Source organism: Vibrio harveyi, assembly GCF_030060435.1.
Lineage (GTDB): Bacteria > Pseudomonadota > Gammaproteobacteria > Enterobacterales > Vibrionaceae > Vibrio > Vibrio harveyi.
In genome coordinates this window covers 1507745-1520511 of the sequence record NZ_CP125876.1, presented here as the reverse complement: position 1 = coordinate 1520511, position 12767 = coordinate 1507745, and the positions used below count along the sequence as shown (strand labels likewise).

Sequence of the window (12767 nt, the reverse complement as noted above, 5' to 3'; positions counted from 1 at the left end):
TTTTTGCTTCCAATGGCGAGCTACAAGCGAAAAAAAACCTCTCCCGAAACGAGAGAGGCTGCATTGCCTATAAAAGCTCAAAAAAGTAATACCCTATCCGCTTAACCGCCTGCTAAGGGAAAGCGGCGCATCGAGTTAACGATGAACACAATCTAATTTGCAATCCCAATGCCAACTATTAATACCATTCATTTTCAATAACTTATAAAGATCCGTTTTCTCTTTATATTTGGTTGTGCACTGATTAGGTGCGGATTTGTTTCACAGAAGTGCAGCACTAGCGAGCGAGTTGCATCACCAAGCGCGATTCTTGATCGCCAAAATAGTTATCCTCTTCCGCGACCACAACAAAGCCAAGCGATGAGTACAGTTTGAAGGCAGGTATATTGTCAGGATCAACGGTTAGCTTCACTACTGAGCCTGTTTCAACTTTACTTAGCACCTTATCCACTAGCAAACGCGCAACCCCCTTGCCTCTGTGTGTCGCATCTACCGCTAATGACAGAATCCATTGCGTATTTTGTTCATCACTTGTCGCCATCAGCACATAACCAGCTATTTGTCCTTCTTCTTTGGCTACCAACAAACCTTGAGACCAACAATCAAATGCTTGTCGAAAGAAAAATTGAGGGTAAGCGTGATGACCAAATAACTTGTGCTCCAGTGTATATAGAGCTGCTAAATCATTTTTATCTGCTGAGGTGATCTGCATTGGCAATGTTTCCTTATAAAACTCTCCGAGTGAATATAGTTGCAAAGTGCGATAAAACCTAACGATTTCATGCAGTTCACATTGATATACCCAAGTGACTTCAAGATGCAGGGTTCAGAGCGTTGTCATCAAGTTGGGTGACGCAGAAATCAACTCAATGACATGCTCCCGAAGGGCGAGTCTCCTTGGGTATACTTCTTTTTGCTTTGGTCAGACCAATTCTTGATGATGAGAGCCAGTTTTAACTAATGGAACGTCATACCAGTTTTTATTTGATTGTTGGTCGTTTTTTGTTGAATAATCGCCGCTCTTATATACAAAAATAATAATAACGAGACGAAAGCAGTCGTCCTTATTGAGCAATCAGGCTCATTAGCAAGCGAGTCATTACGAAAATGTACCGCTAGCGTTTACGTCAGCGCTTCAATTAAGTTGTCATAATTAGAGTTGAATAATGTCGATGTCTGGATTCGAGCAAATCAACCCTTTGCTCGATTATAAAAATAAAAAGTGGTGGCAGTTTTTAGGCATTCAAACCCTAATTTTTTGCGCGATACAAGTCAGTTATAGCCTGTCTAATTTCTATGTTATCTCGCAAGATCGTGTCCATGTACTCTCTTTCACAGCCGCTTTTGTCGTTGCTGTGACCTTAAGATACAGTTGGCGAGTATTGCCGACCATTGTCGCGAGCCTGCTATTTTACTATACCGTCTTCTCCCAGCGTCCTTGGGAGATGGCGCTATTATTTGCCTTCTTTTTGCCCACCCTGCCATTACTATTTTGCCAACTTTATCGCGCTGCATTGAAGCGTGTACTGGCTTACAACTTCACACTAAAGTTAGGTTACTTCGCCATTTTAATCGGCATTCTTTACCCAATAGCGAACACTGCACTTTTGCTTATGATCAATGCTCTTCTTGGAGGAACGCCAGATTTTTCTTTTGAGTTTATCGCCTATTCGGTTTTGAGTGCGATTTTAACGCAAATGGTACTGACCCCTTTATTAAGCCTAGGACTGAGCTACGTGTTAGATGGCGATAATGCGCCCTATTTAAAGCTCGACCGCGCCATGATGGACGCCCATTCCAGTCCTTTGCATTTCAGATTATGGCTGATGATTTGTGCGCTTTTCCTTGTGGCGGCTATATCAACGACTAACCCACTAACACTCAACACCTTGAGTTTGATTTTGCTTTGTCTGGTAGGCATGGCGTTAGGCAAGTTTGGCTTGGTACGACCAATGTTGGTAGGCGCCGCCACTTTATTGATTTGTATCGAAAGCATCATAAAACGATTCAACGCGGATATTCTCTCTAGAGAGCAAGTTTACGCCATGCTTTTGGTGTTGTTTGTTCTCACCATGCTTACGTTTATGCTTGGCGCTCACACGATTAAAAACTACGTCACCACACGCAATGCCATTCGTAAAGAGCGTATCGACAGCTTCACGGGGTTGTACAATCTCGCGCAACTTAAAGACGATGTCGCAAAGCACACGAATGCTACTTTGATTTACATAGACCTTGAGCCTACGTTGTCGAAGCTAAGTGGTCTAGGTCATCATGGTAGAGCGCAATTAATGAAACAGCTCAGTCAATATCTCGCATCAAATACTGAGCACTTGCAGCGCGCCTACCTGCCTCCTTTTGCGAGTGGTTTACTCTGCATCGCGCCCCGCTTACCAAACATGGAAAAAGAGCTCGATACTCTGATTAGCCTACTAGATAGCTTCTATTTTTACTTCGACGACAAAGCTATTAGTCTCGTAAAACGAACGATTCAGTGCGCTTCAATCTTTGGCAATAGTAACCTTGATCCACTTATCTCTAAACTGTGTGAGCAACAAGCTCATCAGCAAAGCTGTGTGAGTTGGGTAACCCACAACCACCAGCAATCTAACACACTCAATCAACTCAGCTTTATCCAACAGTGCTTTCGTGAGAATCAGTTTGAGCTCTATTGTCAGCCGTATCGCGCCCTGACGCTAACACCTCAAGCCGCGCATTTCGAAATCCTTCTGAGGTTAAAGCCAGACTCAGGTGAGCTCATGTCACCTGCTGAGTTCTTCCCGTTGATCAATGAGTTTGGACTCGAATTAGAATTAGATCAGTGGGTTATTCAACACACGTTCAGCGCACTAAAGGCGCAAGTGGAAGATTGGAATCTTGTTGGACGCTGTGCCATCAACTTGACCGCTAAGGCACTCAATTATGAAGGGATGGCGGAAGACATACAGGCAGAAGCTAGGTTGCATCATATACCAATGGATAAACTGTGCTTTGAGATAACCGAGTCGGATGCGCTGCGCAATGAACCCATCGCTATTCACAATCTCGACCTTCTTCGCGCATCGGGGTCGACCATCGCATTGGACGACTTTGGTACCGGATACGCCAGTTTTGACTATTTACGTCGCCTCCCACTGGATGTGCTCAAAGTTGATGGCTCTTTTGTAAAAAATATCGTTGATAGTGAAAACGACCGAATTATCGTTCAAGCCATCAGCCAAGTTGCCACCAGCATGAAATTAGTAACCGTTGCCGAATTTGTGGAGTCACAAGCACATATTGACACCCTAGAGTCGCTAAATATTCAGTTTGCTCAAGGGTTTGGTGTTGCTAAGCCACTTCCCTTACATGACTACCTTACAAAGTTATCGAACAAAGCTTAACCACAACATCTAAAACCAAAAAATCGTTAAATTTCACGATATAGTTTCAGTTTTAATATGTAAAACTGAAACTATATATCGCTTTTTGCAAATTTTCATGGTTCGATAATTTACACCACTGCCTTTTCACCAGCATGATTCACCACTCCACCAATGTGATAACAATCACTAAAACATATAACATCCGCGCGATTATTATTTTTATAAAGGCGAGTTTTAAGTGAAAGAATCTCGAGAAACGTTAAATTTTAGTGAATTAAACACAACAAATAATTGGACAAAACATGATACTCACTGGGTATTAAGCTTGTTTGGTACTGCCGTGGGTGCAGGCATTCTATTTCTTCCTATTAACCTAGGCATCGGTGGTTTCTGGCCCTTAGTTGTTATGGCGATCCTCGCTTATCCAATGACTTACTTAGCGCACCGAGGTCTTGCTCGCTTTGTGCTGTCATCCAAAATCAAAAATGCAGACTTTACAGATGTTGTAGAAGAGCACTTCGGAGCGAAAGCTGGTCGTTCGATTTCGCTGCTGTATTTTCTTTCTATCTTCCCGATTCTACTTATCTATGGCGTAGGTATTACCAACACCGTTGACAGCTTTATGGTCAACCAAGCGGGTATGGAGCCACTGCCACGTGCCCTACTATCTGGCGTATTAGTATTCAGTTTGATTGCTATCATGATGGCGGGTGAAAAAGTGATGCTACGTGCGTTCGCTATCATGGTTTACCCGTTGGTTGCGATTCTGGCGTTTCTTTCATTTTATCTAATGCCAAACTGGAGCATGCCAGTGATGGATGCACCAGAAATGTCATCTTTCGCAAGCACAATGTGGCTGGCGATTCCAGTCGTCATCTTCTCATTTAGCCACGCTGCGGCGATCTCAAGTTTTGCGAACGTACAACGCCGACACTATGAAGAAGGTGCCAATGTAAAATCAGAGCTGATCTTGCGCCGCACAAGCATTATGCTGATCGCATTTGTGCTGCTTTTTGTCTTCTCATGTGTACTTGCTCTTTCCCCGGAGCAACTGGCAGAAGCAAAAGCACAAAACGTGTCGGTATTGTCTTACTTAGCTAACGCAACAGAAAACCCATTCATTGCAACTTTGGGGCCTCTTGTCGCCTTCGTTGCCATTACTTCTTCATTCCTTGGCCACTTCCTTGGCGCGCGCGAAAGCCTAAATGGTTTGATCACTAAGCATTCTGATATGCCAAAACGACGTGTTGATCACATCAGTGTTGTCGTACTGTTTGTGTCTATTTGGATTGCTGCAATCATGAACCCAAGCATACTAGGCATGATGGAAGCTCTATCAGGTCCAGTCATTGCCATGATCTTATTTATTATGCCGATGTTAGCGGTATATAAAGTGAAAGGGCTGCAGAAGTATCGTGGGAAAGCATCTACATACTTTGTACTAATAACAGGTATTGTTGCAGTAAGTGCGTTGGTTTTTAGCTTGTTGAGTTAAGAAAAGAGATTTAGGCGAGATTTTCAGGGGAATACCTTATTTTTTATTAAGGTAATTCCCTGAATTTTGCTATGGTTTTCTTATCAGTGATGATTCGTTACTGTCTCATTGAATGAGAGTGAAAACACCTGCGATCATCAGTACTGAAGCAATACAAGTACGACCGATAATACCGAAGCGAGAAGGTTGAATCATTTCGTTGTGCATAGGCAATCTCCTTTTTGATGGGAACAGCCAGTTTTTCATGGCTTAATAACACTATGTCTAAAAACGCCTTTTTCCACAAGACATAGCAATATTAAATATTTATGACAACGAGATGAAATTTTAGAGATCAAACGTTTTTTTAAGGAAGACCCCTCTCTTTGTTTTCTAACTCACTCTCCTCTTTTAAGCTTCTAACAACTTCAGTTCGTTTGTATCTGGTTAGGGTTCATCAGCCGACGCTCTCCTTTCTCCAAAGTCCTTCGTTTTTTAAATTCCCGTAATGTCAACCCTCTACAAACATTGATATGATAAAGGCTTTACAAGCATAGATAGACTGCCTAAATCTATGGGTAATCACTCAGAATAAGTGATAGACTTCACATGTGTTTCAATTATAAGAGTCAGCTCTTATCACCAAACTAATGCTTTTCCCGCTTAAAACGTTACGAACTATTTTTCCGATTGTCCTAAGTACACTTTGTCTGTCTTCTAGCTTTGCCTCTGAACAACCAAACAAAGAGAGTTACCTAAGGCACCATATCGCTAAAGACGATTATCCGATGCTTGAGTTCTACTTTGACTCCATCGGCAAACCGCGATCAATTAAATCCAGTGAACTTTCACTACCTAAAGACGCCTCACCAGAATCCCAAGCTCTGTATTATTTTGCTCGTATTTATCTTGAGCGTTATGAAGGTGTTCCTCTACCTAAAGTCCCAAACCTAGTCGAATTCGGTACCATTCATAATTTGCAGTGGGTTATTGCCGAGGCAAAACTGAATCAAGCAGTAGAATTGGTGGAGGCCGATGAAGTCTGGCAAGGTGAACTTCTTCTTCATGACGTTATTAATATCTCTCGAAAAATTGGCTATAACTCCCTTCAGGGACGCGCCTACCGTTGGTTGGGAAATGCCGAAGTTCAACGCTCTCAGGTCCAAACAAGTCTAAAGCACTATCTAACTGCTTATGACTTGTTGGAAAATTCAGAGTTCGAAATTCAAATCGCGATGACGCTCAACAACATTGCCTCTCTGTATATGGAATTATCAGATTGGGATCGTGCAAAGACTTATCTAGACCAAGCATTAAAAGGCTATTTAAACAGCCAAGAGAAGTACGACAATAGCCTTTTCTTAGCCATTATGTACGCAAACTTGAGTGTCATTAACTTTGGGATGGAAAAGTACGAGGAATCTGAGCGTTACTTCGAAGAAGCAGCCAAACTATCAATGGCGACAGGGTCAGTTAGAATTAAGCATAACTCGGTATCTAACCTATCCCAGCTACTCAGCACGCTTGGGAAAATGGAAGAATCCTATCAGTTGGCGCAAGCTTGTTTAGATTTACCCAATCCACAAAACCTAAAAGGCATGAAAGCAGCATGCTATGAAGCATTTTCAGAAGCTTATCTTCAAGATGGTAAGTTCGAGCAAGCGATAAAGAGTGCAAATCTCGCCCTAGAAGGGTTAAGTGAAACAGCAAGTGCAGAGACCAAACAAAAAATGGATCTGTATTTAGTTCTTATCCGAGCAAACCAACAGCTTAAGCATTTCGAAGAAGCATTCAACGCATTAGAGCTTCTACGCAATCTAGAAAAGAGCTTTGAAAATCATATTCATGGCGACGAGATGATTAATATCAAACTCGATTTGGAAGCAAAACTGGCACAAAAAGAACTGACTCTTTTAGAGGCTAAGAATGCTTTGCAAGCTTCTGAACTTGAGTCGCAGCGTTATCGCGAAATCTTCTACTTCTTTGTTGTCGCCGTCATTGGTTTTTGGTTGTTCCGTTATATCAGGCAGATGAACCGAATCAATGAAGTACTTGCACAAGAGAACACAACGGACCCATTAACTAAGGTACACAATCGCCGCTTCTTACCGAACTGGCTCGATAATATGGCGCGCAGAAGCCCAAGTCGTCGATTTGCTCTCGCGATCATCGATATTGATTACTTTAAAGTGTTCAACGACCAATATGGTCATGATTTGGGCGACAAAATGTTGATGCATGTGGCACGAATACTCGATGAAGCCACACGTTCTGGCGACTTGCTGGTTCGCTGGGGCGGTGAAGAGTTTGTGCTTCTCTTCGAAATTAGCCATGCCGACGACTGTGCAAAAACATTGGACCGTTTGAGACTTGCGGTTGAAAACAACAACCTAGAGGTTGACTCTGACTCCATGGGCGCGACAATCTCTCTTGGCGCGGTTAATGAATTAAGCGCGCAAACCATCAAACAAGAGTGGGATAAGTGGTTTTTCGCTGCTGACCAAGCTCTGTATGATGCAAAGCAAGCTGGTCGTAACCAGTACAAGATTCACTCGACGTCATAGAGCAGAACAATGAAGAAAACATGGATTTTTGCTGCGATTGCGCCTTTGTTTTTAGCAGCATGCAGCAATCAACAAGCTGCACAACTTGGGATGAGAAGCAGCAGCGTCAACGTATACGCTCAACAGATGAGTAACATGCAGTTGTGTGAGACCTTGTATTACAATCGCGCTTCAAACCAAACACGTGTTGCGATTGGTGCTGAGTTCAACCGTCGAGGTTTGAACAAGCGTTGGTGTGACCAACAATATAAGCAACTCTACATTGAGAAAGTGGTTGACGGTCTGTTGTCTCGTAAAGAGAAAGCCCCTACAGAACCTGAGGCAACCATACAACCTGCCATATAAATCCCCCCATTCCATAAAAAGCAGGAAATTACACTAATATTCCTGCTTTTCAAACACGCTATATTTTCACCAAATATCTAGAATCTTACGTACCTTCAAGTGGTTAACACTAAGATACTGTCGTGCGTCGAAAAACAAAAGTAAATAAGATGTAAACAGTTTTCGTCTCCATTTTTAACCGCTAGCTTTGTTTAGACCTGTTTAAAGGAGTACCGAACAGGAAGAAAAATTCCAAACAAAGACATGAGGTCACAAATGGAAACACGCATTAATCGCCTATTCGCTGCGATGCTAGCAGTAGGCATTTCACCTGCCGTCTCGGCATACGATCCGCTCTATTCTGAGCAATGGCACCTAAACAACACCGGACAAACTGCGTTTGCAGCGAACCCTGCTGTTGCCGGTAACGACCTAAACACAACACTCACTCAAGCAATGGGCATTGCTGGTGTTGGCGTTAAGGTTGCGGTCATTGATTCAGGCGTACAGATCGATCACCCAGATCTTGCAGGTAACGTAGTCACAGGTAGCCGAAACTTCATCGAAGACTCTCCTTTCCCATCTGATTATCCGGTAGACGCAAATGGTCACGGTACCGCGGTTGCCGGTCTGATCAGTGCCGTTGGTAACAATGGCGAAGGGGTTCGCGGTGTCGCTTCTCGCTCTTCTCTAATGGGCTTTAACTGGCTCGCAAACCAAACTCTTGAAGGTTGGTTGATTTCTCACGGTGCAGATGCGTCAACAAGCGATGTTCGTGTATTCAACCAAAGCTACGGCTTTAGTCCTCTTTCCCCAATTACTTTCGATGAAAACGATCCACAGTTCAAATTGGAAGTGGATGTGATGAAAGGCGTCAGCGAGAATAACGCTTGGGGTCGCGGAGCCGTGTTCGTAAAATCAGCAGGTAACGGCTATCGTTACTTCAATACGGGTCGATTCTTTGTATTACCGGGTGACTTCTTTGCTGGCGGTGGCAACAAAGGGCTACCTATGCACAACGCAGTGCAGTCTTATGACAACTCAAATTACTACAACTTAGTAACCAGCGCTTTGCGTGCTGACGGTACCCGCGCAAGTTACTCTTCAGTGGGTTCAAACGTTTGGGTTGCAGCGCCTGCTGGTGAATACGGTCAAGATTTCCCAGCAATGGTCACCACCGACTTGATGGGTTGTGAACAAGGTCAAAACACCAGTGCTGATCTTGGTATTAACGGTCTCCATGGTGGTACAGAGCAAGATCCAAACTGTAACTACACCAGCACAATGAATGGCACCTCATCTGCAGCGCCAAACACTTCAGGTGCCATTGCTGCCATCATGTCAACTAACCACGCACTGACTGCTCGTGACGTTCGTGCGTTACTTGCAGAAACAGCAAGTGTAACAGACGAAGATCACCCAGGAGTGCCACTTGAGTTCGTTAATAATCAAGGCGAAGTTGTTAGCTATGAAGCGATTTCTCCATGGCAGACGAACGCAGCTGGCGTTAATTTCCATACGTTCTATGGCTTTGGTGCTGTAAACCTAGACGAAGCAATGAAACGTGCACGCATGACAAACAATGTTCTGCCAGCACAAATCATTACGCCTTGGGCAAGCAACTCGACAGAAGTCAGTGTTCCAGACGCAAGTCTAGCGGGCGGCTCATCAGCTATCGCTGTTACTGATGACATTACGGTTGAATCGGTTCAAGTGAAGCTAACACTGGACCATTCACGTCTACCAGATTTAGCAATCGAGCTGATCTCTCCATCAGGCACTCGCTCTGTTCTACAAACGCCTCGCAACGGTCTGGTTGGACAATCACTGGATCCAAGCATTGCGGGTTACGAGAACCAATTGATGCTTTCGAACCACTTCTATGGTGAAAACGCGAAAGGTGAATGGACGCTACGCGCTATCGATACTAATGGTGATGAAGTGTTCTCATTCATTGCATATTTCAATTCTTCAGCTATCTATGATGTACCGATGGCGAACAATGCTAAGCCAGGCGTTATCAAGAACTGGTCTATGCGTATCTTTGGTCACTAAGGAGTCATTCACATGAAATTTATGACATTTTCGATTTTGGCTCTATCAACGTTGGCAACTGCCGTACAAGCAGAGCAACAATTAGCGGAGCAACCAACACCAGACTTGTTCATCGCGTCTGATGCAGTAGAAATTAACGGTCAAGATTACCGTAAACTGTCTGTCGACAACCTTTCAGAAGCCGCTGAATTGCATGCAGGTGACGAGGTGTTTAAGAATGCATTTAGCAATGTATCAAAAGCAACCGGCCTTATCTTTGTCACGGTAAAAAATCCAGCAGACGCTAAAGCAGTAGCAAAAGAACTCAAACTTGAAGTTGTTTTCGCTCAGGGCGAGTCAGCGGTATTCAAAGCCTCTGAAGGACAAGACCTTTTGGGCATCAGTGACTATCTGAATGCTGACAGTCGCGTAAAAGCGTCTAAAATTGAATTAAACAGCGGTAAATACCGTGCACAATAATTCTCTAGCAAGAGAAGTTGGCTTTTAATCAAAAATACCTCAGCAATCGCTGAGGTATTTTTTTAAGAAATGAAGAAGCACGTAAAACTATCAACTTTACCACAACTTCGCTCCCAAGAAGCTATCAATCGACACCCATCCATTATTGAATAAAGTTGATTAGTTTCTTAGCGATATCCGTATTGTTTTGCGAACCAATAAACTGCTCAGAGCGTTTACCATAAGCGAAGACCTGAACATCGACTGCGGTATGTCCTTTCGTCGTCCAGCCGGTATAACTCTTCTTATTGATAATATCCTTCACTTCTTTGTAAAGCGCTTTAGCTGGCTCTTCACTCAACTTTGCGTATGCCAGTTGTCGGCTTTGATCTTTAGTTAATGCCCAATCTACGGACTCATTCCACGTCGCGATCATATCGTGAGATTTGGCCAAAGACATCGCCAACGGCCACGCTGTAGTATGAACGCCCTTAATCGCTTCTGTATCCCATAAATACTGACCATTAGCGCCGAGGGTTAACCCCCCCGTGGAGTGGTCCGCCGTAACGACTAAAAGCGTATCTGGGTGAGCATCAACATAAGCTTTTGCCAGTTCAATTGATTTTGCAAAGTCATCCATTTCTGCCATCGCACATGCAATGTCGTTCGCATGAGCACACCAGTCTATTTGACTGCCTTCAATCATGACGAAAAAGCCGTTATCTTGGCGTTGAAGTAAGGACAACGCCTTGTTGGTCATCACTTGCAATCGAGTTGGGTTTTCATCCAATGCGAACGGAAATGCTTTATCTGCAAACAAGCCAAGAGCAGGCAAGGTTTGCAACGCCGGAAGTTGTTTGAAGTCCGTAATATACTGATACCCTTGTTCTTTAAACTCTTCAACTAAGTTACGGTCATCTCGTTCGAAATAACGGACACCACCTCCGAGTAACAAGTCGACTGGCAGTTGATCATCCACTTTATTGTCGACGTAATCATTGGCGATTTCATCATAGTTTCGGCGTGATTCGTTATGTGCGGCAAAACTCGCTGGGGTAGCGTGATTGATCTGCGAGGTTGCGACAAGCCCCGTCGTCATACCCTGCTCTTTTGCCATCTCTAACATTGTCTTAATTGGCTTCTTCTCAGCATCAACCGCAATCGCACCATTGTAGCTTTTGACCCCTGTGCTCAATGCCGTTGCACTCGCAGCGCTGTCAGTGACATAAGTAGCATCGTCTGGATAGGTTTTCGCCATACCGACTAAAATTGAGTCAAATACTGTTGGTTCTATTTCTTCTGTACTTGGATCATCGTGGTAGTAACGATATGCAGTCGTAAAAGCAGGTCCCATGCCATCACCAATCATGTAGATGATGTTTTTAGGGGCTTCATCCGCATAAGAAGTAGACGCGAATAAGCAGGCAGTAATTAGGGAATATTTAAGTTTCATATCTCATCCATGACATAATGCGATGGTGCTATTTATCCAAGTAACTGAGAGGTACTTGAGCATCGCACTCATCAACTTGGTTATCGTTCTAATTGATTAATCAATATTATCATGCAGTTGGATTGAAACATGGTGTTTCTTCATACTTTTACAACGCACATCATTTCTTGAAGACAATTACCTCGGTCAACAAATCTGCTTTCTCTGTCTCATTGGGGTTGTTCATATAGCGTTCGATCCCTAACGGCTTGGTTTTCACTTTAATGCCATTTTGTCGCGTTAGGTTCATCACCAATGACCACGCGTTACCTAAGAACCAGTATTCGCCCTTATGTTCAACGACATAAGTATCACTGGCGGGGATAGTTCCAGCAACAAACTCGCCAGTCGCCACGACTCCTGCTTGTACTGGTAAGCACGTGATAAACTCAAAATAACCACGCTTCATGTCCATCGAAAGGTAGTAGCAAAACAACTCTCCAGTAACGGGGAGGTTTTCTTTTTCTGCCATTTCAAACAAGCGTTCGACATGTTGCTGCATAACAGGACCAATCTCTGAAATAGTTCCTGCCCCAGCCAAGCCAATGTAGCTGACTTCGTTTTGTTTCCGGGAACCGAGGTCTTTAAGTTGAGATAAGACTTGCCCGGTTTCCAACTGGCTTTTTAGCATACGTAAACCGCGGTCATAATCCATTTCAATCATGGACTTAAACATCCCCTTAAGGAAGAATAAAAACCAAGGTACACGGGATTGCATCATCCATTCTACTGCACACCCCTTCTGTGACGGCGTCACAACCAATGTCACTTTCGCCTGACTTTTAAATGGTCGAAAGAAGTGTAACTCCATATCAAGGCGATGCTCTTGTGTACTTTCCAGTACCACTGCCCCTGTACCTATACGTTTACCATTCCATTGATATCCTGAGCCAACTTTTCCTTGTTCTTCGCTGTACGTAAGTTCGCAATCCGGTTCCAAAATTATCCATGGTGACCATTCGGGCCAATGGGTAAAATCTTTCAGATAATCGATGATTTCACTTTGCGTCTTTTCGATTTCGATACTTCGGCTGACCTGATAAGAGAGCATAACC

General features: G+C 43.6%; 9 protein-coding genes. 6 read left to right on the top strand and 3 right to left on the bottom strand.

Going from position 1 to position 12767, the window contains the following annotated elements; translation table 11 throughout:
* Window positions 1-277: 277 nt before the first annotated feature.
* Window positions 278-712 carry a GNAT family N-acetyltransferase gene (locus QMY49_RS23350; protein WP_050908390.1) on the bottom strand — a complete coding sequence of 145 codons (435 nt, stop codon included), beginning with the start codon at window positions 710-712 and terminating at the stop codon, window positions 278-280.
* Between the two features lie 454 nt (window positions 713-1166).
* Between QMY49_RS23350 and QMY49_RS23345 the strand changes: the two genes are divergently transcribed.
* From QMY49_RS23345 to QMY49_RS23320, 6 genes are all read left to right on the top strand, one after another.
* The gene (locus QMY49_RS23345) at window positions 1167-3383 is read left to right on the top strand and encodes an EAL domain-containing protein (protein ID WP_283314672.1); all 2217 of its coding nucleotides are present in this window, start codon (window positions 1167-1169) and stop codon (window positions 3381-3383) included.
* Between the two features lie 220 nt (window positions 3384-3603).
* On the top strand, window positions 3604-4860 hold the full coding sequence (locus tag QMY49_RS23340; protein ID WP_283314670.1) for an aromatic amino acid transport family protein: 1257 nt from the start codon (window positions 3604-3606) through the stop codon (window positions 4858-4860).
* A gap of 629 nt (window positions 4861-5489) precedes the next feature.
* Window positions 5490-7403 carry a tetratricopeptide repeat-containing diguanylate cyclase gene (locus tag QMY49_RS23335; RefSeq protein WP_430381703.1) on the top strand — a complete coding sequence of 638 codons (1914 nt, stop codon included), beginning with the start codon at window positions 5490-5492 and terminating at the stop codon, window positions 7401-7403.
* A 9-nt stretch (window positions 7404-7412) separates the two neighbouring features.
* On the top strand, window positions 7413-7748 hold the full coding sequence (locus QMY49_RS23330) for a hypothetical protein (RefSeq protein ID WP_005450107.1): 336 nt from the start codon (window positions 7413-7415) through the stop codon (window positions 7746-7748).
* A 255-nt stretch (window positions 7749-8003) separates the two neighbouring features.
* Window positions 8004-9782, top strand: coding sequence for a S8 family peptidase (locus QMY49_RS23325; RefSeq protein WP_283314667.1), 1779 nt, complete (start codon window positions 8004-8006; stop codon window positions 9780-9782).
* A gap of 12 nt (window positions 9783-9794) precedes the next feature.
* Complete coding sequence (locus tag QMY49_RS23320) at window positions 9795-10241, top strand: hypothetical protein (RefSeq protein ID WP_005450111.1); 447 nt, start codon at window positions 9795-9797, stop codon at window positions 10239-10241.
* Window positions 10242-10383: 142 nt separating this feature from the next.
* Here QMY49_RS23320 and QMY49_RS23315 read toward each other — a convergent pair whose 3' ends face one another.
* Together QMY49_RS23315 and QMY49_RS23310 are read right to left on the bottom strand one after the other, a co-directional pair.
* On the bottom strand, window positions 10384-11673 hold the full coding sequence (locus tag QMY49_RS23315; RefSeq protein WP_283314665.1) for an alkaline phosphatase: 1290 nt from the start codon (window positions 11671-11673) through the stop codon (window positions 10384-10386).
* 160 nt (window positions 11674-11833) lie between these two features.
* Complete coding sequence (locus QMY49_RS23310) at window positions 11834-12763, bottom strand: SRPBCC family protein (protein WP_283314663.1); 930 nt, start codon at window positions 12761-12763, stop codon at window positions 11834-11836.
* Window positions 12764-12767 lie beyond the last annotated feature (4 nt).

Excerpts from the sequence above, each read along its gene's own strand:
- QMY49_RS23310 (WP_283314663.1), bottom strand. The coding sequence starts at position 12,763 with ATGCTCTCTTATCAGGTCAGCCGAAGTATCGAAATCGAAAAGACGCAA.
- QMY49_RS23315 (WP_283314665.1), bottom strand. The coding sequence starts at position 11,673 with ATGAAACTTAAATATTCCCTAATTACTGCCTGCTTATTCGCGTCTACT.
- QMY49_RS23330 (WP_005450107.1), top strand. The coding sequence starts at position 7,413 with ATGAAGAAAACATGGATTTTTGCTGCGATTGCGCCTTTGTTTTTAGCA.
- QMY49_RS23345 (WP_283314672.1), top strand. The coding sequence starts at position 1,167 with ATGTCGATGTCTGGATTCGAGCAAATCAACCCTTTGCTCGATTATAAA.
- QMY49_RS23320 (WP_005450111.1), top strand. The coding sequence starts at position 9,795 with ATGAAATTTATGACATTTTCGATTTTGGCTCTATCAACGTTGGCAACT.
- QMY49_RS23335 (WP_430381703.1), top strand. The coding sequence starts at position 5,490 with ATGCTTTTCCCGCTTAAAACGTTACGAACTATTTTTCCGATTGTCCTA.
- QMY49_RS23350 (WP_050908390.1), bottom strand. The coding sequence starts at position 712 with ATGCAGATCACCTCAGCAGATAAAAATGATTTAGCAGCTCTATATACA.
- QMY49_RS23325 (WP_283314667.1), top strand. The coding sequence starts at position 8,004 with ATGGAAACACGCATTAATCGCCTATTCGCTGCGATGCTAGCAGTAGGC.